This window comes from Arthrobacter alpinus, assembly GCF_001294625.1.
GTDB classification, from domain to species: domain Bacteria; phylum Actinomycetota; class Actinomycetes; order Actinomycetales; family Micrococcaceae; genus Specibacter; species Specibacter alpinus_A.
In genome coordinates this window covers 512990-537966 of the sequence record NZ_CP012677.1, presented here as the reverse complement: position 1 = coordinate 537966, position 24977 = coordinate 512990, and the positions used below count along the sequence as shown (strand labels likewise).

Annotated in this window: 24 protein-coding genes; 15 read left to right on the top strand and 9 right to left on the bottom strand. The window is 62.1% G+C overall.

The features are described 5' to 3' along the window. Nucleotides 1-60: 60 nt before the first annotated feature. The 6 genes from sdhC to AOC05_RS20375 all read left to right on the top strand — a co-directional run bounded on the left by sdhC (nt 61) and on the right by AOC05_RS20375 (nt 4764). Complete coding sequence (gene sdhC, locus AOC05_RS02330) at nt 61-453, top strand: succinate dehydrogenase, cytochrome b556 subunit (RefSeq protein WP_082357691.1); 393 nt, start codon at nt 61-63, stop codon at nt 451-453. Continuing rightward, nucleotides 454-921 carry a succinate dehydrogenase hydrophobic membrane anchor subunit gene (locus AOC05_RS02325; RefSeq protein WP_062005351.1) on the top strand — a complete coding sequence of 156 codons (468 nt, stop codon included), beginning with the start codon at nt 454-456 and terminating at the stop codon, nt 919-921. An 85-nt stretch (nt 922-1006) separates the two neighbouring features. After that, a complete protein-coding gene (gene sdhA, locus AOC05_RS02320) occupies nt 1007-2806 on the top strand; it encodes a succinate dehydrogenase flavoprotein subunit (RefSeq protein ID WP_062005349.1) in 1800 nt (599 codons plus the stop codon). Further along, on the top strand, nt 2806-3603 hold the full coding sequence (locus AOC05_RS02315; protein WP_062005347.1) for a succinate dehydrogenase iron-sulfur subunit: 798 nt from the start codon (nt 2806-2808) through the stop codon (nt 3601-3603). The genes sdhA and AOC05_RS02315 overlap by 1 nt, the downstream gene beginning before the upstream one ends. 407 nt (nt 3604-4010) lie before the next feature. Further along, the gene (locus AOC05_RS19985) at nt 4011-4544 is read left to right on the top strand and encodes a hypothetical protein (protein WP_230085521.1); all 534 of its coding nucleotides are present in this window, start codon (nt 4011-4013) and stop codon (nt 4542-4544) included. A gap of 97 nt (nt 4545-4641) precedes the next feature. Beyond that, entirely contained in the window at nt 4642-4764 is a 123-nt protein-coding gene (locus AOC05_RS20375) for a hypothetical protein (RefSeq protein WP_257720351.1), read from the top strand. A 105-nt stretch (nt 4765-4869) separates the two neighbouring features. Here AOC05_RS20375 and AOC05_RS02305 read toward each other — a convergent pair whose 3' ends face one another. The 6 genes from AOC05_RS02305 to AOC05_RS02280 form a co-directional block, all read right to left on the bottom strand. Then, a complete protein-coding gene (locus AOC05_RS02305; RefSeq protein ID WP_197277883.1) occupies nt 4870-5931 on the bottom strand; it encodes a YihY/virulence factor BrkB family protein in 1062 nt (353 codons plus the stop codon). Between the two features lie 13 nt (nt 5932-5944). After that, a complete protein-coding gene (locus tag AOC05_RS02300; protein ID WP_062005343.1) occupies nt 5945-6502 on the bottom strand; it encodes a 2'-5' RNA ligase family protein in 558 nt (185 codons plus the stop codon). Nucleotides 6503-6504: 2 nt separating this feature from the next. Continuing rightward, the gene (trpS, locus tag AOC05_RS02295) at nt 6505-7533 is read right to left on the bottom strand and encodes a tryptophan--tRNA ligase (RefSeq protein WP_062005342.1); all 1029 of its coding nucleotides are present in this window, start codon (nt 7531-7533) and stop codon (nt 6505-6507) included. Between the two features lie 16 nt (nt 7534-7549). Continuing rightward, nucleotides 7550-8386: an exodeoxyribonuclease III gene (locus tag AOC05_RS02290; RefSeq protein WP_062005340.1), complete on the bottom strand. Its 837-nt coding sequence runs from the start codon at nt 8384-8386 to the stop codon at nt 7550-7552. A gap of 43 nt (nt 8387-8429) precedes the next feature. After that, nucleotides 8430-9038, bottom strand: coding sequence for a hypothetical protein (locus AOC05_RS02285; protein ID WP_082357690.1), 609 nt, complete (start codon nt 9036-9038; stop codon nt 8430-8432). An 84-nt stretch (nt 9039-9122) separates the two neighbouring features. After that, nucleotides 9123-9887, bottom strand: a complete 765-nt coding sequence (locus AOC05_RS02280) for a GAP family protein (protein ID WP_195849396.1) — start codon at nt 9885-9887, stop codon at nt 9123-9125. A 126-nt stretch (nt 9888-10013) separates the two neighbouring features. Here AOC05_RS02280 and AOC05_RS02275 point away from each other — a divergent pair, with 126 nt between their 5' ends. Together AOC05_RS02275 and AOC05_RS02270 are read left to right on the top strand one after the other, a co-directional pair. Continuing rightward, nucleotides 10014-11378 carry a sensor histidine kinase gene (locus AOC05_RS02275; protein ID WP_062005334.1) on the top strand — a complete coding sequence of 455 codons (1365 nt, stop codon included), beginning with the start codon at nt 10014-10016 and terminating at the stop codon, nt 11376-11378. Then, complete coding sequence (locus AOC05_RS02270; protein ID WP_062005333.1) at nt 11375-12037, top strand: response regulator; 663 nt, start codon at nt 11375-11377, stop codon at nt 12035-12037. Before AOC05_RS02275 ends, AOC05_RS02270 begins: the two co-directional genes overlap by 4 nt. Before the next feature lie 20 nt (nt 12038-12057). Here the strand turns inward: AOC05_RS02270 and AOC05_RS02265 are convergent, their stop codons facing one another. Beyond that, nucleotides 12058-12771 carry a TetR/AcrR family transcriptional regulator gene (locus AOC05_RS02265; RefSeq protein WP_157374874.1) on the bottom strand — a complete coding sequence of 238 codons (714 nt, stop codon included), beginning with the start codon at nt 12769-12771 and terminating at the stop codon, nt 12058-12060. Nucleotides 12772-12920: 149 nt separating this feature from the next. Between AOC05_RS02265 and AOC05_RS02260 the strand changes: the two genes are divergently transcribed. Beyond that, entirely contained in the window at nt 12921-15149 is a 2229-nt protein-coding gene (locus AOC05_RS02260) for an ABC transporter permease (RefSeq protein WP_157374873.1), read from the top strand. 113 nt (nt 15150-15262) lie between these two features. Here the strand turns inward: AOC05_RS02260 and AOC05_RS02255 are convergent, their stop codons facing one another. Next, nucleotides 15263-16135: a bifunctional methylenetetrahydrofolate dehydrogenase/methenyltetrahydrofolate cyclohydrolase gene (locus AOC05_RS02255; RefSeq protein WP_062009231.1), complete on the bottom strand. Its 873-nt coding sequence runs from the start codon at nt 16133-16135 to the stop codon at nt 15263-15265. Nucleotides 16136-16140: 5 nt separating this feature from the next. Continuing rightward, complete coding sequence (gene glyA / locus AOC05_RS02250; protein ID WP_062005328.1) at nt 16141-17427, bottom strand: serine hydroxymethyltransferase; 1287 nt, start codon at nt 17425-17427, stop codon at nt 16141-16143. Nucleotides 17428-17783: 356 nt separating this feature from the next. On the opposite strand from glyA, the gene purU reads away from it, so the two are divergent. The 6 genes from purU (at nt 17784) to AOC05_RS02220 (ending at nt 24851) form a co-directional block, all read left to right on the top strand. Further along, the gene (gene purU / locus AOC05_RS02245) at nt 17784-18662 is read left to right on the top strand and encodes a formyltetrahydrofolate deformylase (RefSeq protein ID WP_062009229.1); all 879 of its coding nucleotides are present in this window, start codon (nt 17784-17786) and stop codon (nt 18660-18662) included. Between the two features lie 130 nt (nt 18663-18792). Next, nucleotides 18793-19311, top strand: coding sequence for a gamma carbonic anhydrase family protein (locus tag AOC05_RS02240; RefSeq protein ID WP_062005326.1), 519 nt, complete (start codon nt 18793-18795; stop codon nt 19309-19311). Between the two features lie 154 nt (nt 19312-19465). Continuing rightward, a complete protein-coding gene (locus tag AOC05_RS02235; RefSeq protein ID WP_062005324.1) occupies nt 19466-20671 on the top strand; it encodes an ROK family transcriptional regulator in 1206 nt (401 codons plus the stop codon). 189 nt (nt 20672-20860) lie between these two features. Beyond that, complete coding sequence (mmsA, locus tag AOC05_RS02230) at nt 20861-22405, top strand: multiple monosaccharide ABC transporter ATP-binding protein (RefSeq protein ID WP_062005322.1); 1545 nt, start codon at nt 20861-20863, stop codon at nt 22403-22405. Between the two features lie 27 nt (nt 22406-22432). Further along, complete coding sequence (gene mmsB, locus AOC05_RS02225; RefSeq protein ID WP_062005320.1) at nt 22433-23701, top strand: multiple monosaccharide ABC transporter permease; 1269 nt, start codon at nt 22433-22435, stop codon at nt 23699-23701. A gap of 52 nt (nt 23702-23753) precedes the next feature. After that, nucleotides 23754-24851, top strand: a complete 1098-nt coding sequence (locus tag AOC05_RS02220; RefSeq protein ID WP_062005317.1) for a sugar-binding protein — start codon at nt 23754-23756, stop codon at nt 24849-24851. The last annotated feature ends 126 nt before the right edge of the window (nt 24852-24977 follow it).

The window sequence follows — 24977 nt, the reverse complement described above, 5'->3', positions numbered from 1 at the left end:
GTGTGCGTTTCCCCGCGTGGAACCACGCCAGCGTCACGGTGATGCAGGAAGGTTTATTCAGTGCCGACAAAACCAGCTGGCACTCTGTACCGCGGCCGTGAAGGCATGTGGTCCTGGGTGGGACACCGTATTACCGGTGTGGTGATTTTCGTATTCTTGTTGGTGCACGTTCTGGACACCTCTTTGGTGCGTGTGTCTCCGGAAGCGTACACAGCAGTTATTGGGGCGTATAAGAACCCCATCATGGGATTGGGCGAAGCCGGCCTGGTCGCAGCAATCGTGTTCCACGCCTTTAACGGTTTGCGCATTATTGCCATTGACTTCTGGAAGAAGGGCCCCAAATATCAGCGTCAACTGCTGTGGGGCGTTCTGGCGCTTTGGGCCGTGACCATGATCCCGTTCCTGATCCGTCACCTCACCATTGTCTTCTCTAATTTCTTCGGGGGGCACTAAATGAGTTCCAACATTATTGATGCACCACGTTCCAACAGTGGCGTGTCGCCCAAATACACCCGCTCCAAGGGTTCCGGTTCCAGCTTTGAGATGCTCGCCTGGCTATTCATGCGCCTCTCAGGTGTTGTGTTGATCGTGCTGATCTTCGGCCACCTCTTTGTGAACCTCATGGTTGGCGAAGGCATCCACGCCATCGACTTTGGCTTCGTGGCCGGCAAGTGGTCAAACCCGTTCTGGCAGATGTGGGACCTGGCCATGCTGTGGCTGGCTATGTTGCACGGCACCAACGGTGTGCGAACCATCATCAACGACTATGCGGAGCGCTCCGGCACCCGTATGACCTTGAAGACGGTCCTGTTCGTTGCCTCCGCCGTGATCATCGTGCTGGGCACCTTGGTCATCTTCACCTTTGATCCGTGCCCGGCCGGTGCAGTCACCGACCTTCCGTCCTTCTGCACCGTTCCGTAACTTTTCGCGGACGCCGCCTTGGTTTCAGGGCGCAGCAGTGACAAAAGATGTTTTAGTGCAGTAAATGAGAGAAAGAGCATCCAGTATGCAGGTCCACAAATACGACGTCGTAATCGTCGGGGCCGGTGGCGCAGGAATGCGTGCCGCCATCGAATCAGGCCAGCGAGCCCACACCGCCGTCCTGACCAAGCTCTACCCCACCCGCTCGCACACGGGAGCGGCCCAGGGTGGCATGTGTGCGGCCCTGGCCAACGTGGAGGAAGACAACTGGGAATGGCACACCTTTGACACCGTCAAGGGCGGGGACTACCTGGTTGACCAGGATGCCGCCGAGGTCATGGCCAAAGAGGCCATCGATGCAGTGATCGACCTGGAAAAGATGGGCCTGCCGTTCAACCGCACGCCCGAGGGCCGCATCGACCAGCGCCGCTTCGGCGGTCACACCCGCGACCACGGCAAGGCTCCGGTCCGCCGCGCCTGCTACGCCGCCGACCGTACAGGTCACATGATTTTGCAGACTCTGTACCAAAACTGCGTCAAGCACAATGTTGAGTTCTACAACGAGTACTACGTCTTGGATCTTTTGACGGTTGAAGAGGAAGCCACCCGCGAGGATGGCACCGTCTACCTGCAGAAGAAGACAGCTGGCGTGGTCTCCTACGACCTGGCCACTGGCGAACTGCACATCTTCCAGGCCAAGTCCGTCATCCTGGCCACCGGCGGCGCCGGGAAGGTCTTCAAGACGACCTCCAACGCACACACCCTGACCGGCGACGGCATGGGCATCGCGTTCCGCAAGGGCATCCCGCTCGAAGACATGGAGTTCTTCCAGTTCCATCCGACAGGCCTGGCCGGTTTGGGCATCTTGCTCTCCGAAGCCGCCCGCGGCGAGGGTGCAATCCTGCGTAACTCCGAGGGTGAGCGCTTCATGGAGCGCTACGCCCCCACCATCAAGGACTTGGCTCCGCGTGACATTGTCGCCCGTTCCATGGCCAACGAGGTTCGTGAAGGCCGCGGTTGTGGCCCGAACAAGGACTACGTTCTCCTTGACTTGACGCACCTGGAGCCGGCTCACATTGACGCCAAGCTCCCGGACATCACCGAGTTCGCCCGCACCTACCTCGGTGTCGAGCCGTACACCGAGCCCGTCCCGGTGTTCCCCACGGCCCACTACGCCATGGGTGGTGTTCCCACGAACATCACCACCGAGGTCCTCCAGGACAACGACACAGTCGTCCCGGGCCTGTACGCCGCCGGCGAAGTCGCCTGTGTCTCCGTTCACGGTTCCAACCGTTTGGGCACCAACTCACTGCTGGACATCAACGTGTTCGGCAAGCGCGCCGGTGTGGCCGCTGCCGAATACGCTCTCACGGCTGATTTTGTTGACCTGCCGGAGAATCCGGAAGCTGGCACCGTTGCGTTGTTGGATCACGTACGCAACTCCGACGGCGGCGAGAAGGTTGCTGTGATCCGCAAGGACCTGCAGGACACCATGGACGCGAACATGCAGGTTTTCCGTACGGCCGAGTCCATCGACAAGGTGTTAGCCGATATCGCCTCCTTCGAGGAGCGCTACTCCCGCATCACCGTCCAGGACAAGGGCAAGCGCTTCAACCTTGACTTGCTCGAGGCCGTTGAGCTGGGCTTCTTGCTGGAACTGGCCAAGGTCATGACCGTGGCGGCCCTGCACCGCCAGGAGTCCCGTGGCGGACACTACCGCGAGGACTTCCCGGACCGGGACGATGAGAATTTCATGAAGCACTCCATGGCATACCTGGATTCGAATGTCACGGTGGAAAGCTCCGCGGAGTCCATCGCCGGTATCCGTCTGGAGACCAAGCCCGTCGTTATCACGCGCTACCAGCCGATGGTGAGGAAGTACTAATGAGCACCGTAGAAACCGCTGAAACCGCTCCAGAGCCGGCTTCCAAGATTGAGTTGCCCGCCCACCTCGGTGGCGGCGGTGAAATCCCCACTTTCGATGTCACCTTACGTGTGCGCCGCTACAACCCGGAGGTCTCCTCCGAGTCGACGTGGGAAGACTTCACCATGACCATGTACGGCACGGACCGCGTGTTGGACGCCCTCCACAAGGTCAAGTGGGAGCAGGACGGTTCATTGACCTTCCGCCGTTCCTGCGCCCACGGCGTGTGTGGTTCCGATGCCATGCGCATCAACGGCCGCAACCGGCTGGCCTGCAAGACGCTCCTGAAGGACTTGGATACCACCAAGCCCATCACGGTTGAGCCCATCAAGGGTTTGCCGGTGGAGAAGGACCTCATCGTGGACATGGAACCGTTCTTCCAATCCTTCCGCGAGGTCATGCCGTTCCTGGTCAACCGCGGCCACGAGCCCGCCAAGGAACGCCTCCAGTCCGCCGAGCAGCGTGAGCGTTTCGACGACACCACCAAGTGCATCCTGTGCGCCGCGTGCACGTCCTCTTGCCCAGTGTTCTGGACCGACGGCCAGTACTTTGGCCCGGCGGCGATCGTCAACGCACACCGCTTCATCTTCGATTCACGCGATGATGCCGGCGACATGCGCCTGGAAATCCTCAACGACAAGGAAGGTGTGTGGCGTTGCCGCACCACCTTCAACTGCACCGAAGCATGCCCGCGCGGCATTCAGATCACGCAGGCAATCGCCGAGGTCAAGCAGGCTATTTTGTCCCGCCAGCTCTAGCACCTGCCCTTCAAGCGAAGGCGCCGCCCCCAATTTTGGGGGCGGCGTTTTTGCGTCGACCTCAGCGAAACGGGGTTATCCACAGATTGGAAATTGGCCGGTTTTGGTGGCCCTTTTGACGCCATCCTTGAAAGATGACACCTCAATCTTCCTTTTTAAAGCACGACGGCGCAGCCACCACGGGCGGTGGAGTTGCGGACACGGGAGCCAGCTCGTCCGCTAATGTGGCGACGACCGCACGCTTCACGGCTGCCTTCACGGCAAAGCGGGTTGTGTGGCGGACTGCTCAACTCTGTGAAGCGGGGTTCGGCTCGCGGTCGATTCGCCGCCTGCTCGCCACCGGCGTACTGGTCCGCCTGCGCCACGGCTGTTAAATCCGCGGTTCGTTTTGGGCCAAACAAACCGCCGTGAGCCGCCTGCGCAACAGTATCCTGATTCATCATTTCGCGACTCTAACCACCTTCCGGGCCGGCTTCGTCGACAGCCATGTTTCGGCGGCCAGGCTCCACGGGCTTTATCTGTGGCAAGCCGACGATTTCATCCATCTCACCCAGGCCGGCAAGCCATCCAGCATTGGTTTCGGCAAGTACACCCGCGTCCACAGCCGGGCGCTTGGCCCGGAGGAGACCATGACGATCGACCGAGTCCGCGTGACCACCTTGGAACGGACCGTCATCGACTGCTGCCTAACAATGCACTACCGGCAAGCCCTAATCTTGACCGACCATGCGCTGCGGCTCGGAGCCTCCTTGAGCAAGCTCCTAGCGGAGGCGGAGAAGTTGCGGACCCACCGCGGGATCCGGACGCTCCGCAAGGTGCTGCGCAACGCCAACGGCCGCTCGGAATCTCCCGGCGAGACACTGGCACGGGACCTGATGCGCGAACTCCTCATTGAAATGTCGGAGCTACAGTTATGGATCTCGACCCGGCTTGGCCGCTAACGGACGGACTTCGCCTGGCCGCAGCGCCGCCTCATTCTTGAATTTGACGGGAAGGGCAAATACTCCGACCACAGGCCCACAGATGAGGCGATCTACCGTGAGCGTAAAACGCGAGTCGGACCTGATCGAGGCTGGCTGGACGGTGTTACGACTCGAATGGAAGGACCTCTTCAACGAGCCCGCCTTCAAGTCGCGCATCAAAGCCGCCATGAACCAATGACACCCCCGACGCCGAAACCGACGGATCCGTGCCGAGGTCGACGGAGCGATTCTGATGTATCGCACGCTTCCGTCTACCTCGGCGTGGGGGGAGGTACAGGTGCGTCTACCTCGGAGAGGGGGATGTGCGGGTGCGCAGGTCCGCGGCCCGCACGGCCGCTATGGCAGCGGCAATCAGGTACACCTGGCTGAGTAGGTAGAACCAGACAAAGAGGCCCAGGATGACGGCGAAGGGCGCCAGCAGCGTATTGTTGGTGATGCCGTTGAGCAGCAATGCGCTGAAGAAGCGCAAAACGGTGGCACCTGCACCGGAGAAGACTGCTGCCAGCAGCAGAACCTTGGACGGCATAAGAACGCGAGCGGCAAGGCTGAACATCACCATGGCCACGGCCACGTCAAGGATGAACATCAAGATCAGGGAACCGGCCTGGGCGGCAAAGCCGGTCAAGAAACTGCCCCAGCCCAGCCAGTCGCTGATGGTGCCTACGGCGGCCGTGTTCAGTACCCCCAGAACGCTGGTGATCACCAGTGCCACGGCCAGCACCACCAGGGTTCCGGCGTCGCGCAGCTTGGACAAAATGGGGTTGGTGCGATCCCGGGCCAGGCCCAGCACCGAGCGGATGCCCTCACGCAGGCCGTTGATCCATCCCATGGCCGTCACAATCAAGGCGGCCAAGGAGATCACCAAGGTCAGGCCGAAACCGCTGGTGCCCAACAGCTGCTCGGGTGTGGCCAGGCCGCCGTCACCGGTGTCGATCAGCCCCGGTGTGCTTTCTGCGACAAGGTTGACCACGGCGTCGCGGAGCACCTGGTTGTCCGCGGCGAGCAGGCCGAAGATGGCGAAGCCGGCCACCAGCATGGCACCAACGGAAAAGAACATCAGGTAGGCGTTGCCGGCTGCCAGCAGCGGCCCCCGGCGGCGTCCATAGAGGTTCAGCACACGCATGGGGAACAGCTGGCCAAGCCGCGCATTGAACCACTGCGAGAAGGCGGTCCCACGGGAAACCAAGGATCCGCCATCCATGGCCGAGCTCAGTGCCGCCTGCTTGGACTCGGTCCACGCCGCCAGCGCTGGGCAGTCCAGGGGGCTCGGTGGCGGTTTGAGGGGCGCGGCGAGGGAACGCTTGGCCCGGATGCCGGGGGCGACAGTGCCCGGAAAGTAGGCCATTGTCATAACCTCCTTATGCGCCTTCGGCTTTTCCAAGGGGTAACTCCTCACACAGTGACCAGCCGCCGTGCGAGTAGTCGTAGAGGCCTATGCTGAGCACCTGGAAGTCGGCCGAAAAATCTGCCATCTCCCGCTCGGCCCGTGCCATGGTCTCGGCGTCCAGGTCGTGAGCCACCGTTAGGTGGGGATGGAAAACAAAATCCAGCAGGTGCTCCACCGGCCCGTCCAGCAGCCTCTCATGCAAATCCAGGCAGTTATCCACACCATCCACCAGATTCAGGAAGACCACCGGTGAGATAGGCGCGAAGGTTCCGGTCCCGCGCAAGGACACCTCGAAGGGCGCCCAGGACCGTGCCACGGACCGGACATGCTCCGCAGCGTGCGCCCAGGTACCGGTGGCCCGGCCGGAGATCAGGGTGATGTGAGGGGGAACCGCCGCCACATCGGGGCCGCCGAACATTTCCCGCCATGCGCGTAATTCCGCGGCAAGGGCCGGGGGCATCGAAATGATGACCCCCAGGCTGTCGGGGTGGGGCGCCGGTGACGCCCCGCTCTGGCCAATGCCCGGCATGATTATCCAACCGTCCCGAGCGGCGGCAAGAAACCAACCTTGGCGTACACGTCCGCCAGCGTCACCGACGCAATCTCCCGGGCCTTCGCCGCACCCTTGGCCAGCAGGGAGTCCAATTCGGCGGGATCGTCAAGGAGCTCAAGTGTGCGTGCCCGGATGGGCTCAAGGCGGGACACAACGGCGTCGGCCACATCAGCTTTCAGGTGGCCGTACATTTTGCCGTCGTACCCGGACACCAGCGTCTCCACCGGCGTCCCCGTCAACGTGGAGAGGATTTCCAGCAGGTTCGTGACGCCGGGCTTGGCCTCGCGGTCGTGGGCAATGACGGTGTCGGCGTCGGTGACGGCCGACTTGATGCGCTTGGCGGTGACCTTGGGTTCATCCAACAAATTGATCAGCCCGTTGGGCCCCGACGCGGACTTGGACATCTTCGCCGTCGGATTTTGCAGGTCATAGATGCGCGCACCCTCTTTTTGGATGAACGCCTCCGGCACCACGAAAGTGTCACCGAAGCGGTGGTTGAACCGCTTGGCCAGGTCCCGGGCCAGCTCCACGTGCTGGCGCTGGTCGTCCCCCACCGGTACGCCCTGGGGGCGGTACAGCAGAATGTCTGCGGCCATCAGGACGGGGTAGGTGAACAAGCCCACGCTGGCTGCATCCGCGCCGCCCTTGGCGGACTTGTCCTTGAACTGCGTCATGCGTGCCGCCTCACCGAACCCGGTGATGCAGTTCAGCACCCAAGCCAGCTGGGCGTGTTCGGGCACGTGTGACTGCACAAACAGGGCCGACTTCTCCACGTCGATGCCGCCAGCGATGTACTGTGCCGCCGTCTTGCGTGTCCGCTCCCGCAACTCGGCCGGATCCTGAATAACCGTGATGGCGTGCATGTCGGGGATGAAGAAGAGCGTCTGGTAGTCGTCCTGCGTTTTGACCCAGTTGACCAGGGCCCCTAAGTAGTTGCCCAGGTGCAGCGAATCCCCTGAGGGCTGCATGCCGGAAAGAACACGGGGACGGGTAGTGGTATCAGTCATGGGAGAGGCGAGTCCTTTAGAACTTGTAGTCGACGACCAGCGGTGCGTGGTCGGAGAAGCGGGATTCGTAGGACGCTGCACGGTCCACGACGGCGTCGCTCGCCAGGGCAGCCAGGCCCGGCGTGGCCATGTGGTAGTCGATGCGCCAACCGGTGTCGTTGGTGAACGCCTGGCCGCGGTTGGACCACCAGGTGTAAGGCCCGTCGACGTCGCCGGCCAGCTCGCGGGCCACGTCCTTGAAACCGATCTCCTCGCCAAAGAAGCGGTCAAAGTAGGCTCGTTCCTCGGGCAGAAAGCCTGCGCGCTTCACATTGCCCTTCCAATTCTTGATGTCCAACGTTGTGTGGCCTACGTTCAAGTCGCCCACCACCAGTGCGTGGTCGCTCGCGGCGGCCAGCTGGGGAAGGCGGGTGATCATGGTGTCCAGGAAGCGGTATTTGTCCTCCTGTTTGGGTGTGCCAACCTCGCCGGAGTGGACGTAGGCGCTAACCACGGTCAGCGTGGTGGGCGTGCCGTCTGAGCCCGTCAGGGCGTAGTCGGCTTCAACCCAGCGCCCGGTGGTGGCGAAGTAGTCCTCACCAATGCCCAGACGCGTGGCAACCGGCGCCAGGGAGTCCTTGCGCGTGGCGATCAAGACACCGGCACGTCCCTTGGCCTCGGCCTCAGCGTGCAAGAGGTGCCAGTCCTCGCCCAGGAAACCCTCAACAATGGCATCGGGTGCCCGGACTTCTTGCAGGCACAAGATGTCCACGTCGCGGGCGGCCAGCCAGTCGGCCATGCCGTGCTTGTAGGCGGCACGGATGCCGTTGACATTGACGCTTGCGATCCTCAAATGACCGTTTTCTGTTCCCATGCTCACTTGCTCAACCTTACCTGTTGCGTGTCGGTTCGCTGCCTTAGTCCACGACGACGCCGGTTACGGGTTCGTCGTCGACTCCCGGTGTTGCGGTCCGGGCTTCGGCGGCACGGGCCGCGTTTTTCTTCTCCATGGCGGCGTCCATCTTCGCCTCTTGAGCTTCCCAGTTCGGGTTGATCATGCCGCGGCCGTTGCGGGCGGTGATGTCGATGGTTTCCAGGGCCCGGGCCACCATGGCGTCGTCCTTGCCAAGGTACTCGTTGACCACCCCAACCTGGACGCTGATGATCTTGAACGAGTGGTCAAGTTTGAGCTGCTGAGCCTTGGCACCGGAACGGGACCCGGCGTCGTCGTTCACCAGGTAGGTGCCGCCGTCGGCCGGGGCATTGGCACTGTTGTGCTGCGCCATCTGGGCCTGGGCCAGGGCTACCTGACGGGCACCAAAGGCGGCCGCCTTGTGGACGCCGATATAGACGGCCGTGGAGAGGGCCAGCCAGCCGAAGGCGATCGCGGCGATGACCCAGCCCAGCACCGTGCTGTTGTTTGCGGCAAACACGATGGCCACCAAGAACACGATGGCCAGCACGACGGTGCCTAGGCCGGTGAACTTGCTGGGTTTGGACATTTTGCCGGTTCCAAGAGAAGTCATGTATCCATTCTCTCAAATTGTGCAGGTCCTGCCGAGCATCTTCCACCACCGGCGAACGGGCGCCACAGGGCGTCTGCCGGGTCGTTACTTAAAGGGGTTCCACGGGGCAAGCGGCGCCACCGCGGACAAGCCCGCGCGCAGCAGCAAGAACCCGACGATGCCCACAACCCACAGCAGGGTTTCGCCAGCGAACTTGCCCATTTTGCTGCTGATGCGAAGCAGCAGCGGATCCAGCCGGGCACCCAATGCCACACGGAGCACCAGCAGTGCGAGTGCCGGAAGCAGCATGAGCAGGCAGTACAGGGTCAGGATGGTGATCTCGACCGGCAGTGCCAGGGTTGCATTGGCCAGCAAACCGATCGCGGCCAGATACGGCAGCATGGTCGGCAGTTCCAACAGTCCGGCAAGCAGCGCCAGGGTCACCATGCCGCCGGGGCTGCGCAGCGCCGCGGCCAGGCGCGATTGCCACTTTTGTTCGGTCGCCGTCACCTCCGCGACGTCTGCACCCGGTGCGCCCGCCACGACCTTCGCCGGCTTTTTGCCCGAACCGGCAAACAGGGAGTAGGCCAGCATGGCGCCACCGGCCAGGACCATGCCCCATTGGACGGCGGGGAGATGCGTAAGCGAATCGGCGCCGAGCCCGCTGAGCACCCAGCCAGCACCACCGAGCACCGCAATGCCGATCAACAGGTAGAACCCGGCCAATACGCCCAAGTAGAGAAGTATCCGTGGCGCCACCCGCCGGGCATCGGGGCGCAGCAACAGCCAGAGCGGAATCAGCAAGGTCCCTATGCTGGTGCTGTCGATGAGGGCCAAAACCGCCAACTGAGCATAAATTGCAATCGTCATGTTCCCAGCGTGCCAAACGTGCGCACACCCGGCGTCGGCCATCGGGGGCAGCTGCGGGTCATACCTTAGTTGTATGGCGCCGCGGTTGGCTTGCCTGAGGGGAACTGCGCGGCGGAAGATGGGTTCATGGAAAACACGACAACCGCCGCCGTCGCGGTGCCTGTTCGCCTGTTAAACCGTTGGCGGCGCATGGATGTTCGCAGCATGGCGACAATCCATGTTCAGGACATGGCACTGGCCGGCGGCTATTTTGTCGTGTTTTGGCTTTTGGCCGAACTCAACCTGAGGTCCTTCGGCGAGCTCCAGGTGGCGGCTTTCGCGTCCGCCTGGCCAGTCATCGCCGTGGCGGGCTGCACAGGTGTCCTGTTGCGGCGCGCCCGACCCCTGACAATGGCATGGTTGTGTGGAAGCGCTGCGGTTGCTTTTGTACTCGCCGGGCATTCCGGGGCTTTTGTCCTGGCCTTTGAGTTCTTCTTTTCACTCGTGCTGTTTGGCTCCCCCCGCGCGTCCCAGCTGGCAGCCCGCAGTGCCTGGGTCTTGGCTGTCCTGCTGCTGGTGGCGGCCTTCACCGTCTCCCGCAGCGCTGCCGCAACCGTCACCGCCGCAGTCATTGCCGTTGTCACTTTGTTGACCCCGGTGGAATGGGCGGGCAATCTGCGCAAGGCAAATCAACTGGCGGCGAGCGAATCGGCCCGCGCCGATGCCGTCCAGGACGCGGCCCGGCAGCGGTTGCTGGCTGAACGTAGCAGCCACGATCTCGCCCTGGAGCGGGAACGCCAGCATATGGCGCGCGAACTCCACGACGTCATCTCGGCCCGACTTTCGGCCATCGCCTTGCAGTCCGGGGCCGCACTGCACATGGCTACTCCTACTGCCACTGCCCCCAGCACCGTCCTGCTGCGCCGCATCAGGGCTGAGAGCGTGGCCGGATTAGACGAGCTCAACGCCATGATCCGGCTGCTGCACACCGGCGCCGCGCCGGAATCCACTGGGGAACTCGAGGATCTGGCCGAACTCGTGGGAGCGTACCGCAGTGCCGGCCGGGACGTGCGGCTGGAAAATTCCCTGCCCGGCGGCGGCGCTCACCTGCCGCCGCCGGTCCAAACCGCCCTCTACCGGATAGCCGCCGAGGCCCTCGTCAACGCCGCGAAACACGCACCGGGCCAGCCTGTGGAAATCGTGGTGAGCCTAGCCCACGGCGGTGGTCCCAGCCGTGGTCCCGGCCGTGGCGATGAGGTGCTGTTGGTGGTGAGCAACCCGCTGCCCAACTCTGCGCCCGGCACAGCCGACAGCACACCGGACGGCACAGTCGACGGCACAGCTGACAGCACAGTCGACGGCACAGCTGCGGGCCCCGGGTCCGGAACCGGCATTCCCAGCATGCATTTCCGGGCCGCCCACGCCGGCGGATCCATCACCGCCGGAGCAGCCGGGGGGCAGTGGAAAGTGCTGCTTCGGCTGCCGAACCCCTCTGAAGTTGACCCGTCATGACACCATCCCCAGGTACCACGCAGCCCCGGATCTCCCTGTTGCTCGCCGATGACCATGCCGCCATCCGTTTGGGCATGCGCATGGTTATTGACACTGCCTCTGACATGGAAGTGGTAGGTGAGGCAGGTGACGGCGCCAGTGCCCTGGGCATGGCACGCACGCTCCGGCCCGACGTCGTCCTGATGGACTTGCGCATGCCCGTCATGGACGGTGTGGCCGCAACGGAGCTCATTTGTGGCCAGGGCCTGGCCAAGGTGCTGGTGTTGACCACCTTTGACCATGATTCGTACTTGTTCGGGGCACTGCGCGCCGGGGCAGCTGGTTTCCTGCTCAAAAGTGCCGACCCGGGCGCCATCACCGAGGCGATACGACGCGTCCACGACGGGGACCAGGTCATTGCACCGGAAGTCACAGCCAGGATCATCGACGCAGCGCTCAGCCACGGCGGCGGGATCGGGTCGCGCCCTGAACCGTCTCTGCTGGACTTGCTCACGGAGCGGGAACGGGAAGTTTTTGATTGTCTGAGCGAGGGCCTGAGTAACTATTCGATCGGGCGGCGGCTGGGGATTTCCGAGGCCACGGTCAAGACCCATATGTCACGGACGCTCTCGAAGCTGGGCTTGCAGTCAAGGGTGCAGGCGGCACTGTACCGGGGCTAGGCTCTGCCAAGCGCGGACATCTAGAGAAGAAACGCCTCCTCGGTGAAGGTGACGTACTCGTCCGGGTGGGTTACAGGCGCTGCGAGCATGCCCGCACACGAGTCGATCAGGAAGTAACCTACCCCCGTCCAGTTGGATTTCTCCCCCTTCTGCACGCGCTCTTCATAGGCGGCGCAGCTTCCCAGGACCATGGGCCCCAGGATCGCAGCTCTCCCCCGCACCACCGACGACGGCAAATGCCCCAGCGCAGACTCCAAGCGATGCGTCAACGCTTCAACTTCGGGATTTAGTCCAGCCGAAGCTTTCAGAACATCTGTCATGGATGGAATGGTGCGTACTTGAAACAAAAAACGTGCATGCCAGCTGGTCACGGGCCGATCTGCCAAATACTGAATCCAGGGCAAGATCATGCAGGCCAGGATGTCCGTGAGGTCAGCGTCATCCGCCACCTTGGATATCATGACGGCACGGCGACGGTTCATCTCCTGAAGGTGGCGGCTGAGCAGCGCCCGTAACAGTCCCTCCCGATCGCCAAAGTGGTAAGCGATCGCAGAATGGTTAGCGGTGCCGGCATGCTCGGTAATCCGACGGTTGGACACGGCATCGATGCCGTGGAGGGCGAAGAGCTCAGCCGCGGTATCCAGCAGGACTTCCCGCGCCTTGTCACTGTGCCGTCCCATGCGAGATTCTCTTTCATCGTTGTTCAATGGCAAGGCAAAGATGCCGATGACCACGTACCAGTCTGCCTCACTTTTCTTTTTTACGCCACGTGGCGTAAAGTGAGACTGTTGGCTTATCCAACCACAGGCCAGGCTACACAGGCAGCCACTTCGATGAACCTGTCACAAGCCCGCATACTCACGCGACACTCAGGAGCTAGACGTTGAACAAAAAGTCCCCCCAACCTACCACCAAGCCCCCCGGCGACGGCTATCCCGAGAATGACGCCGTCGAACTCTCACCCGAAGGCGCAACAGCCGCAGCCGCAGCGAAAAGGGCTAGGGCAGAGACCATTGGGCGCTATGTAGCCATGTTCGCGATGCCACTGATCATGGTGGGCATGATGATTACCGGCTACTTGGGTACCATGCACGCTCCCGCGCCGAACAATATGCCGATTGCCATAGTGGGCACCTCCGCTCAGGCCAACCAGTTCATCGGTTCCCTCGTGGCGTCGAATCCTGACGCCGTCGCCATCCGCATGGTCGACTCCGTCGAAGATGCTCGCCAGCTTGTGATTGACCGCGAAGTCTCCGGAGCCGTGTCCATCGCTGATGGCACGGCCGCTGTCTACACGGCGAGTGCAGCGGGCTCTTCTCAAGCTTCCGTGGTCAGGGCCATGCTGGTCCCCCAGGTGCTAGCCGAGGGTTTGACACTGCAAGCCCAGGACCTCGTCCCGCTCCCGTCAACCGACATCGCCGGTTTGGGTGCCATGTTCATGGCAACCGCCTTGGTGATGGCCGGGTATCTACCCTTTAGCATGGTGCTCTCCAACTCACCGGAACTCTTGCGTTTCCGCAGGGCCATCCCCTTGCTGGCTGGCTGGGCGGCACTGGTTGCTGGCATTGTCTGGGCTGTTACGGGGCCCATCCTTGGCGTGATTGAGGGCCACACACTGCCAGTTCTGGGCATTGCCTGGTTGGGCGTCTTCTCGATTGGAGCCGTGCAGTTACTGCTCACGCGCTTCTTGGGCCCGATGGCCGTCATCGCCGCCCTGCTGTTGTTGACGGTGCTGGGCATGCCGGCCTCCAATCTGAGTCTGTCCGTGCACACCATGCCCAGCTTCTACGCCTTCTTGCATTCCTTCTTACCGACCCCAGCCATTGGCGAGGCCCTGCGTTCGGTCCTGTATTTTGATGGCGCCGGGGTTTGGCGCCACGTGATGGTCTTGATCGTCGGTGGTGTGCTGGCCTTGCTGCTGACCCTGGGTGCTGATGCACTCAAAAGTCGCCGCAAGCCCAACGCCACCGGCCCCAAGCCCACCATTCCATCACTGCACGGCGGGCCGCGACCCAAGAGCCGATTCTGGCGTTACGGAGCCCTGCTGCTCTTCCCACTGGGAATGGTAGTCATGATGATCTCCGCCATGCTCGGCGCCATGTCCGCACCTGCTCCCCAGAACATGCCCATCTCGATTGTCGGATCCACGGTCGCCCAGGCCCAGCAAACTGTTGACGGGCTCAGCGAAAAGATGCCGGGCCTGTTTGACCTACGTGCCCTTGACTCGGTCGAGGTAGCAAATACTCAGGTGCAGGACCGCACCGTCACCGCTGCCTTCATCCTTCCCTCTGCAGACAAACCTGAAGCAATCTTGCTCACCAATCAGGCCGGCGGATCAAGCGCACAACAAGTGGTTAGCAACGTGTTCGGCCAGATCGCCGCCGCGCAGAAGCTCGAGCTGGTAAAGCATGAACTGGCTCCGCTGCACTCTAACGACAACATGGGTTCAGTGAGCATGTACCTCGCCATGGGGTGGATGCTAGCGGGCTTCATGATCATCATCGTTGGCTCGAGCGCAGCACCATCCTCGCGCCCCTTACGCAGGCTCGTGCCGATCGTCGCCGCCTGGTCGGTGTTTATTTCTGCGGTCCTGTGGCTGATTGCCGGACCCATCACCGGCAGCGTTGACGGCCATTTCTGGCAGTTGTGGGGCGTGGGCGCTCTCTCGGTCTTCAGCGTTGCCATGTTCTCGGCGGTGATTGAGCGCCTCATCGGCATGCTGTCCATCATCCCGGCCATCGGCATCCTACTGCTGATTGGCATACCGGCCTCCGGTGGCGGACTCTCCGTCTATATGGAGCCGGCCATCTTCCGGGTATTGCATGACATCCTGCCCATGCCAGCCGGAGTGGAAGCTGTCCGATCAATCCTGTACTTCGGTGGCGACACTGTGGCACATCACCTGCTGACGTTCGGGATCTGGGGCGTCGGGTCCCTGATACTGCTCGCCATCATCGACGCGATCAAGCCACCGCGCACCGAATTGCACCCCTTCGACGACGAGCCTGCAGCGGCCGGTCCGACGCCTAGCTCAGCGTCAGATTCGAAATCAGAACCGGAGTCGGGCTCAGCGTCAGAACCGGAGACGGGCAAGGATCTCGCCACGGTGTAGCCGCCAGTTCAAAAAAGGAGGCCGACGCCAGAACATGAGTTCCGGCGTCGGCCTCCTTTTCGTTCCCAAGGCTCGCAACGTCGGCTCAGGGCACTCACGGGCGTGGTCCAAGGTTAGTCGCGCTCGGCGGCCTCCACCACGTTGGCCAGCAACATGGCACGGGTCATGGGACCCACACCGCCCGGGTTCGGGGAGATCCAGCTGGCCACAGAGGCGGCCGCAGGTTCCACGTCGCCGGTGACAACAGCCTTGCCGTTGCCGTCGTCCACACGGGAAACACCGACGTCGAGCACGATCACCCCTGGCTTCAAGTCAGCGGCCTTGATCATGTGCGGTACGCCGGCGGCGGCAACTACCACGTCCGCCTGGCGCAGTTCAGCTGCCAGGTCCTTGGTTCCGGTGTGGGCCAGGACAACGGTGGCGTTGATGTCGCGGCGGGTCAGCAGCAGGCCCATGGGCCGACCGATCGTCACACCGCGGCCCACCACCAGCACCTTCTTGCCGTCCAGCTTAATGCCGTGGCGTTCCAGCAACACGATGCAGCCCTTGGGCGTGCACGGCAGCGGGGAGACCATGGGCCGGTTCACGTTGGCGACCAGGCGCCCCAGATTCATGGGGTGCAGGCCGTCGGCGTCCTTGTCCGGGTCGATAGCTTCCAGCACCACGTCCTGGTCAATGTGCGCAGGCAACGGCAGCTGCACAATATAGCCGGTGCAAGCCGGGTCCTCATTGAGCTGGTGCACGGCGGCCAGGACCTGCTCCTGCGTGGCCGTCTCGGGCAGGTCGATGCGGATGGACTTGATGCCAACTTCGGCACAGTCCTTGTGTTTTCCGCCCACGTACCACTGCGAGCCCGCATCCGAGCCAACCAGGATGGTACCCAGGCCCGGCGTGATACCACGGGCGGCAAGGGCTGCCACCCGTACGGTCAACTCGGCTTTGATGGCTGCGGCTGTGGCCTTGCCGTCAAGGATTTGAGCAGTCATGCCCTTTACCATTCTTCCTGGCCGGGGTAAAGCGGGAAGTTGGCGGTGAGGGCCTTGACGCGGGCGCCGAGGGCGTCGACGTCGGCGCCACCCTTGAGCGCTGCCGCGATGATTTCGCCAACCTCGGTGAACTCGGCCGCACCGAAGCCACGAGTGGCCAGTGCCGGGGTGCCGATGCGCAGACCGGAGGTCACCATCGGGGGGCGGGGGTCAAACGGCACAGCGTTGCGGTTCACGGTGATGCCGACCCTGTGCAGGAGGTCCTCGGCCTGCTGGCCGTCCAGGACGGAGTTGCGCAGGTCAACCAGGACCAGGTGAACATCGGTGCCGCCGGTCAGCACGGACACCCCGGCTGCTGCAACGTCGGGCGCGTTCAGGCGCTCGGCGATGATCCTGGCGCCCTCCAGCACTCGGGCCTGGCGTTCCTTGAACTCTTCGCCTGCGGCAACCTTGAAAGCCACGGCCTTGGCGGCGATGACGTGCATGAGCGGGCCGCCCTGCTGTCCGGGGAACACGGCGGCGTTCAGCTTCTTGGCCCATTCCGCCTTCGCCAGGATCACACCGGAGCGAGGTCCTGCCAGGGTCTTGTGGACTGTGGAGGTGACGACGTCGGAGTACGGCACCGGGCTCGGGTGCAGGCCTGCTGCAACCAGTCCGGCGAAGTGGGCCATGTCCGTCCAGAGGAGTGCGCCAACCTCGTCGGCGATGGAGCGGAATGCGGCAAAGTCCAGCTGGCGCGGGTACGAGGACCAGCCGGCGATCAGGACCTGGGGCTTCTCGGCAATAGCCTGGTCGCGCAGCTTGTCCATGTCGATGCGGAAGGTGTCCGGCTCCACCTGGTACGCGGCAACGTCATAGAGCTTGCCGGAGAAATTCAGCTTCATGCCGTGCGTCAGGTGACCGCCGTGGGCCAGAGAGAGGCCCATGATCTTCTCGCCGGGCTTGATCATGGCGGCGAGCGCTGCGGCGTTGGCCTGGGCACCGGAATGCGGCTGGACGTTGGCGTATTCGGCGCCGAACAGGTCCTTCACTCGCTGGATGGCCAGATTTTCGGCGACGTCAACGTACTCGCAGCCGCCGTAGTAGCGGCGTCCCGGGTAACCTTCGGCGTACTTGTTGGTCAGGACGGAGCCCTGGGCTTCCAAGACGGCGCGGGGTGCGAAGTTTTCGCTGGCGATCATTTCCAGCGTGTCACGCTGGCGGCCAAGCTCGTCCTTGAGGACGGCGGCAATTTCGGGGTCCAGCTCGGAGAGCGGGGCATTGGTCACGGACGAGGTGGTGTTAAAAGACACGTAAAGACTCCTGGATGGACGACACGAACATTCTCTTCCATGCCAGATTATCCGGTGAACGTGCAACAGCGCAGGCGTAGCGACTCACATTAAGCACGGCACTTTGTGCATCGTCAGTTATGGCACAAGCGCGTTAATACTGCTGTGTGTCCCCGACGGTAGCTGACGTTCACCGCCAATCATGACATTGGCATTTGTGACCTCTCGTCCCAGGCGTACGATCCTTGAGGTCATCCATCGTGCTGCTCCCCGGTGGTGTCCCACCTCATCGCCAGTCGCAACCCCTTAACTGTAGTACAGGGGCGCCTACTGGCGGTAACGTTGCACAGGTGACTGACTTGAACGCCGCCGCCGCGATCCCCCCTGTCCCGACGCCCTCCCGCCCGGACACTACTGCCGGTTTTGTCCTGACGCTTTCGTGCGATGACCGGCCAGGCATCGTGCATGCCGTGACGGGTTCGCTGCTGGAGGCGGGCTGCAACATCACCGACTCGCAACAGTACGGCAACCCTGACACCGGTACCTTCTTCATGCGTGTTGCCGTGGAAACCTCGACGACGTTCTCCCGGCTCCGCGAGCACCTTGAGCTGGTGGGGGCCGAGTTCAACCTCCAGTGGCAGTTGCACAGGGCCGGCTCCGCGGTGCGCACGCTGATCCTGGCATCCAAGGCAGCCCACTGCATCAACGATTTGCTGTTCCTGCAGCGTTCAGGCACCCTGCCCATTGAAATCCCGGCCATTGTCTCCAACCACCGCGACCTCGAGCCCCTGGCACAGTTTTACGGCATCCCGTTCTATTACATCCCGGTCACCGCCGCGACCAAGGCCGAAGCAGAGGCCGCCCTCCTGGAGTTGGTGGCGGAGCACGACGTAGAACTGGTGGTACTGGCCCGCTACATGCAGGTGCTCTCCGATGAACTGTGCAACCAGCTGGCCGGGCGGGCCATCAACATCCACCATTCCTTCCTGCCGTCCTTCAAGGGTGCCAAGCCTTACCACCAGGCCCACGCTCGCGGCGTTAAGATCATTGGCGCCACAGCCCATTATGTGACGGCGGTGCTCGATGAGGGGCCCATCATCGAGCAGGAAGTGATCCGGGTGGCCCACGGGCACTCTGTGGAGAAATTCGTCGCGGTGGGACGTGCTGTGGAGGCCCGCACCCTCGCCCAGGCCGTGCAGTGGCATGCCGAGCACCGGGTGCTGCTCGACGGGCACCGCACCGTCGTTTTCGACTGACCAAGCCAGTTTCGGCCGAGGTAGACGGAACGTGCCGAGATGGTGGTAGCTTGACGTCTACCTCGGCATTGGACCGTCAGGCTCGATGCGTTCCATGCGCTTTTCCCGTTCACACAGAGAAGGACCCCTCATGAACCAGCTCATCACCTTTGACGGATTTACCCCCGCGGTTGACCCGAGCGCCTTTGTGGCCCCCTCGGCACACATCATCGGCCAGGCAACCATGGGCCCGGCATCCAGCGCGTTTTACGGTGTGGTGGTTCGCGCCGACACGAACACCATCACTGTCGGCGCCGGATCCAATCTGCAGGACAATGTGGTGCTCCACGCGGATCCGGGCTTCCCCACCAGCATTGGCGAGAACGTCAGTGTGGGGCACGGCGCCGTGGTCCACGGCTGCACTGTGGAAGACAACTGTCTAATCGGCATGGGCGCCACCATCATGAACGGCGCCGTGATCGGTGCCGGATCCCTCGTGGCCGGCGGCGCGGTTGTTCTCGAAGGTGCCATCATCCCGCCAGGATCGCTCGTGGCGGGAGTGCCGGCAAAAGTGCGCCGCGAATTGGCTGCCGAAGAACGCGAACACGTTCGCGAGAACGCAGCCCACTATGTGGTTCTGGCTGGCAAGCACAAGGCGATCCACGCCTAAACTCGCCAGGGGGACCACCCGAGCTGAAAAGCATAAAGGCGCCGCGAAAACGGCTGGCTGAACGTCCCCGCCCATTTGTTTAGACCTTGAACAAAGCAGTTAATATTGCATTAACTTCTTGACTACAAGGTGAGCGTAGTGCAGTCTTCTTAGTATGGCCGACGAAGACCGCTCCTCGAATGTGACAACCAGTAGAGCCAGCAACCCCGGCTCGCAAACCTCACTTCGCCACCGAAACCAACGCCGACTCACGGAGCAACTGCTCAAGGGCGGTCCGGCGACCCAGGCGGACCTCGCCCGCAGCACGGGCCTTTCCACTGCCACTGTCTCCAATATCGTCAAAAGCATGGCAGCCGCAGACCTCGTGACCCTGACCCCGGTCACCAGTTCGGGGCGGCGGGCCATGTCTGTGAGGTACAACGGGGACGGCGCCATAGCAGCGGGCATCGACTTCGGACGCACCCACGTTCGCGTAGTGCTGGCAAACACCGGCTATCACGTGGTGGCAGAAAAAGAAATGCCTCTTCCCATGGGACACCGGGCCGCGGAGGGGATCGCCGCCGCCGCCGACTTGTTGGAGAAGCTCATGGCCGAGGCAACCGTCTCCCGCGCGCAACTCATCGGTGCCGGCGCCGGAATTCCGGGCCCGATCGACAACCGCAACGGCAAGGTCATCCGCGGTGCAATCCTGCCCGAATGGGTCGGGATCAACCTCCACCGTGAGCTCGAGGATGCCCTGAAAATGCCGGTCTTTGTCGACAATGACGCGAATCTGGGCGCACTGGCACAGCTCACCTGGGGAGACCAAGGTGGTGTTCGAAATCTGGTGTTCGTCAAGATTGGCAGCGGCATCGGTGCCGGTATCGTCCTCAACGGCGAACTCTTTCACGGCAGCTTCGGTGTGACGGGGGAAATTGGCCACGTCACCATCGATGAACATGGCACCATTTGCCGCTGCGGGAACAGGGGGTGCCTGGAAACTGTCTCCTCAACCGCCGTCATGGTCGAGCAGCTGAGCAGGGGCCGCAAGGTGCCGATCTCCACCGCCGATATTCTCAGCCAGGCTGCGGCAGGCGATCCGGCAACACTGCGCATCATCGACGACGCCGGGACAGCTGTTGGCCGAGCCTTGGCGAATGTGGCCAATTTGATCAGCCCGAGCGTCATCGTTATTGGCGGCCCCTTGGCGGAGCTTGGTGAAGTGCTCTTGTCACCGATCCGGCGTGGGCTTCGACGCCATGCAGTACCTGTTATCGGAGACAGCATCACACTCGCCGTGTCGCCCCTTAGGTCCCGAGCAGAGGCCCTCGGTGCCGCCGCTTTGGTCTTCCAAAACGATCCTACAACGTTGATCTCCTAAACCGTTACCAACTCGTAGCGTTAAAGACTTGACCACAAGAGTGTGATCGAGTTAACTTTCTTCAGTACCCTTCATTTGTGGTACTACCGTGAAAGCCAAGTCGCTCCACGGAAAAGCTAACAACCCGCCTTCAAATAAAGCGCTGGCGGGGCATCGACAAAGAAGTCCGTTGTGGAAGGCGTAAGCATTATGGTGTCCGCGAACCCAGTTATTCTCCAGATGCGATCCATCACGAAGGAGTTCCCCGGAGTCAAGGCTCTCTCCGAGGTATCCATCACTGTCCGGGCCAGCGAGATTCACTCCATTTGTGGGGAGAATGGTGCAGGCAAGTCAACGCTCATGAAGGTTCTTTCGGGCGTATACCCGTTCGGCAGCTACGAGGGCGACATCGTCTTTCAGAACGAGATCTGCCAGTTCAAGGACATCCGCGCCAGCGAAAACGCCGGGATCGTGATCATCCACCAAGAACTGGCGCTGATTCCTGAGCTGTCCATCACCGAGAACATCTTTTTAGGCAACGAGCCCACCAGGTTTGGCGTCATCAACTGGAGCGAGGCCCGCAGGCGGGCATTGGAGCTGATGGCCCGTGTCGGTTTGTCCGATGACCCCGACACCCCGGTGAAGGAGATCGGCGTCGGCAAGCAGCAGCTCGTGGAAATTGCCAAGGCCCTGAACAAGTCTGTCAAGCTGCTCATCCTCGATGAGCCAACGGCCGCCTTGAACGAGAACGATTCCCAGCATCTCCTTGACCTGATCAGGGGACTGAAGGGCAAGGGCATCAGCTGCATCATGATTTCCCACAAGCTCAACGAAATTGAGCAGGTCTCCGACTCCATCACCATCATCAGGGATGGCAAGTCGATCGAGACCCTGGACGTCAAGGCCGACGGTGTCGACGAGGACCGCATCATCAAGGGCATGGTGGGGCGCACCCTTGAGTCCAGGTTTCCCGAACACACCCCCACCATTGGCGAGGTCTTCTTCGAGGTCAAGAACTGGACCGTGGCCCACCCGCAGATCGCAGACCGGCTTGTTTGCAAGAATTCCGCCTTCAATGTCCGGCGTGGCGAAATTGTGGGTTTTGCCGGTTTGATGGGTGCAGGACGCACCGAACTTGCCCGTTCCCTCTTTGGCCGCTCCTACGGCAATTTCATCTCCGGCCAGATCATCAAGGACGGCAAGGAAATCACGCTCCGATCCGTCCCACAGGCCATCAAGCACGGTCTGGGGTACGTCACCGAGGACCGCAAGACTCTTGGCCTGAATCTTCTGGACGACATCAAGACCACCACCGTCTCCGCCAACCTTGGCGCTGTTTCAAAACACACAGTGGTCGATCTTGGCAAGGAATACGCGGTGGCAGAAAAGTACCGCCAGCAGTTGCGCACCAAGACCCCCAGCGTTGACGAGGGCGTCTCGAAACTCTCCGGCGGAAACCAGCAAAAGGTGGTGCTGTCGAAATGGATGTTCACGGACCCGGATCTGCTCATTTTGGACGAGCCCACGCGCGGCATCGATGTCGGGGCCAAGTATGAGATCTACGGGATCATCCAGGAGCTGGCCAACCAAGGCAAAGGAGTGATCGTGATCTCCTCCGAACTGCCCGAGCTGCTCGGAATCTCCGACCGGATCTACACCATCTTTGAGGGTGCCATCACCGGCGTCCTGAACAAAAACGATGCCAGCCAGGAGGCGTTGATGAAACGCATGACCGCTGCCAAAACCTCTACCTAGCCCAAGGGAAGAAACAGGACACACACCATGAACGCCATCAAACAACTCTTCGGCGGCAACACCCGCCAATTCGGCATGATCTTTGCCCTGATCGCCTTGGTCTTATTCTTCCAATGGCGGACCGATGGACTGATCCTGACCTCCGACAACATGATCAACCTGGTCAACGGCTATTCCTACATCTTGATCCTGGCCATTGGCATGGTGCTGGTCATCATCGCCGGCCACATCGACCTCTCCGTGGGTTCCGTTGCCGCCTTCGTGGGCATCGTCGTCGCCCTCACCATGCGGGATTGGGGCCTGCCCTGGTACATGGGAATCCTGGTGGGCCTAGCCCTGGGCGCATTAATTGGCGCATGGCAGGGCTTCTTTGTGGCCTATGTGGGCATCCCGGCGTTCATCGTCACTCTTGCAGGCATGCTGTTGTTCCGTGGCGCCAACCAGCTGTTCGGAAAGTCATTGACCATCCCAGTTCCCAAGGACTTCCAGTTCATCGGGGCCGGCTACCTGCCCGAGATCGGCCCGGACACCGGCTACAACAACCTGACACTGCTGATCGGCTTCGCGGCTGTCGCAGCCCTCACCTGGGGTGAGTTGCGAGGCCGCCGCAAGTCGCTGGCCCTGGGCTCGGAGGTCAAACCACTATGGGTCATGGTGTTCAAGCTTGTGGTCCTGTGCGCCGTCATCCTCTACGTGACTTATCTCTTTGCCACCGGCCGTCCCGGGACGTCCTTCCCGGTTCCCGGCATCATCTTGGGCGTGCTGGTTCTGGTCTACGGCTTCGTCGCCTCACGCACCACCCTTGGCCGGCATGTCTACGCAGTGGGCGGCAACAGGCACGCCGCCGCGCTCTCCGGTGTCAAGAGCAAGCGCACGGATTTCCTGGTCATCATGAACATGGCTATCCTGGCCGGTCTGGCCGGCATGATCTTCGTGGCCCGCTCCAACGCCTCCGGGCCTTCCGACGGCGTTGGCTGGGAACTGGATGCCATCGCGGCCGTTTTCATTGGCGGCGCGGCCGTCACCGGCGGCGTGGGTACCGTGGTGGGCTCGATGATTGGTGGCCTGGTCATGGCGGTACTCAACAACGGCCTCCAACTGCTGGGCGCCGGCTCCGACTGGACTCAGATCATCAAGGGCCTGGTTCTGCTAGCCGCCGTGGTCTTCGACGTCTACAACAAGAGCCAGGGCAAGCCCTCCTTCATTGGCTTCATGACCAAGAAACTCGGTGGCAGGGGCAACCCGGATCTTGAGGTTGCCGTGCCACTGAAAGACACCGTCAAGACCGAATCCTAAAACTTTGACCTCTCCATCTCACGTTGCACCATCCAATAGAAAGCGAACCCCCATGTTGAAACTGAACAAGACTGTCAAGTCGATGGCCGTCCTCTTGGCCGTGTCCTCCCTGGCACTGACCGGCTGTGGTCGCGCAGATACGCCGGCAGCATCATCCGATGCTGCTGGCGGCTTCGCCGCAGATTCCCTGATTGGCGTGGCCCTTCCCCAGAAAACCAGCGAAAACTGGGTACTTGCCGAAAGCCTCTTCAACGACGGCCTGAAGGCGGCGGGCTTCAAGGGTGATGTACAGTTCGCCAATGGCGGTGTATCGGAGCAGCAGAACCAGATCAGCGCCATGGTCACCAAGGGTGCCAAGGTCATCATTGTAGGTGCCATCGACGGCGGCCAGCTGGGCACCCAGCTCAAACAGGCCAAAGATGCCGGCGCCACCGTCATCGCCTATGACCGCCTGCTGCTGAACACCCCCGACGTGGACTACTACGTGGCCTACGACAACTTCAAGGTCGGCGAACTCCAGGGCCAGGCCCTGCTGGACGGCATGAAGGCGAAGAAGCCGAGCGGCCCGTACAATATCGAGCTTTTTGCCGGCTCCCCCGATGACGCCAACGCCAAGGTCTTCTTTGACGGCGCCATGAAGGTCCTCCAGCCCAAGATCGACGACGGGACGGTAAAGATCGTTTCCGGCCAGAAGTCCTTTGAGCAGGCTGTAACCCAGGGCTGGAAGGCAGAAAACGCCCAGAAGCGCATGGACTCCCTCCTTGTTGGCAGCTACGGCAGTGCCGAACTGGACGGCGTACTGTCCCCGAATGACACCCTGGCCCGTGCCATCATCACCTCGGTCACCGCCGCCGGAAAGCCTGTCCCGACTGTGACCGGCCAGGATGCAGAAGTCGAGTCGGTCAAGTCGATCATGGCCGGGATCCAGTACTCCACCATCAACAAGGACACCACTGCGCTGGTCACCCACGCCATCCAGATGGCCAAGGATCTGCAGGCCGGTAAGAAGCTGGAGATCAACGACCCCACCTCCTACAACAACGGCGTGAAGGTTGTTCCGGCCTACCTGCTGGTTCCGCAGATCGTCACCAAGGCAAACGCCGCTGAGCAGTTCGCCAATGACAAGGTCCTGGGCCCGCTGACCAAGTAGTCCAGCACCCAAGGCAGCATCACAGCACCAGGGCCCCGTTCGGCGTCGTACACCACGACGCCGGACGGGGCCTTCGTCCATGTCCGGTAGTCATGTTCGCCCGTGCCTGGGCGTTACTGGCAGAAT

Excerpts from the sequence above, each read along its gene's own strand:
- AOC05_RS02325 (WP_062005351.1), top strand. The coding sequence starts at position 454 with ATGAGTTCCAACATTATTGATGCACCACGTTCCAACAGTGGCGTGTCG.
- sdhA (WP_062005349.1), top strand. The coding sequence starts at position 1,007 with ATGCAGGTCCACAAATACGACGTCGTAATCGTCGGGGCCGGTGGCGCA.
- AOC05_RS02315 (WP_062005347.1), top strand. The coding sequence starts at position 2,806 with ATGAGCACCGTAGAAACCGCTGAAACCGCTCCAGAGCCGGCTTCCAAG.
- AOC05_RS02305 (WP_197277883.1), bottom strand. The coding sequence starts at position 5,931 with ATGGCCTACTTTCCGGGCACTGTCGCCCCCGGCATCCGGGCCAAGCGT.
- AOC05_RS02300 (WP_062005343.1), bottom strand. The coding sequence starts at position 6,502 with ATGCCGGGCATTGGCCAGAGCGGGGCGTCACCGGCGCCCCACCCCGAC.
- trpS (WP_062005342.1), bottom strand. The coding sequence starts at position 7,533 with ATGACTGATACCACTACCCGTCCCCGTGTTCTTTCCGGCATGCAGCCC.
- AOC05_RS02290 (WP_062005340.1), bottom strand. The coding sequence starts at position 8,386 with ATGGGAACAGAAAACGGTCATTTGAGGATCGCAAGCGTCAATGTCAAC.
- AOC05_RS02285 (WP_082357690.1), bottom strand. The coding sequence starts at position 9,038 with ATGACTTCTCTTGGAACCGGCAAAATGTCCAAACCCAGCAAGTTCACC.
- AOC05_RS02280 (WP_195849396.1), bottom strand. The coding sequence starts at position 9,887 with ATGACGATTGCAATTTATGCTCAGTTGGCGGTTTTGGCCCTCATCGAC.
- AOC05_RS02275 (WP_062005334.1), top strand. The coding sequence starts at position 10,014 with ATGGAAAACACGACAACCGCCGCCGTCGCGGTGCCTGTTCGCCTGTTA.
- AOC05_RS02270 (WP_062005333.1), top strand. The coding sequence starts at position 11,375 with ATGACACCATCCCCAGGTACCACGCAGCCCCGGATCTCCCTGTTGCTC.
- AOC05_RS02255 (WP_062009231.1), bottom strand. The coding sequence starts at position 16,135 with ATGACTGCTCAAATCCTTGACGGCAAGGCCACAGCCGCAGCCATCAAA.
- AOC05_RS02240 (WP_062005326.1), top strand. The coding sequence starts at position 18,793 with ATGAACCAGCTCATCACCTTTGACGGATTTACCCCCGCGGTTGACCCG.
- AOC05_RS02235 (WP_062005324.1), top strand. The coding sequence starts at position 19,466 with ATGGCCGACGAAGACCGCTCCTCGAATGTGACAACCAGTAGAGCCAGC.
- mmsA (WP_062005322.1), top strand. The coding sequence starts at position 20,861 with ATGGTGTCCGCGAACCCAGTTATTCTCCAGATGCGATCCATCACGAAG.
- mmsB (WP_062005320.1), top strand. The coding sequence starts at position 22,433 with ATGAACGCCATCAAACAACTCTTCGGCGGCAACACCCGCCAATTCGGC.
- AOC05_RS02220 (WP_062005317.1), top strand. The coding sequence starts at position 23,754 with ATGTTGAAACTGAACAAGACTGTCAAGTCGATGGCCGTCCTCTTGGCC.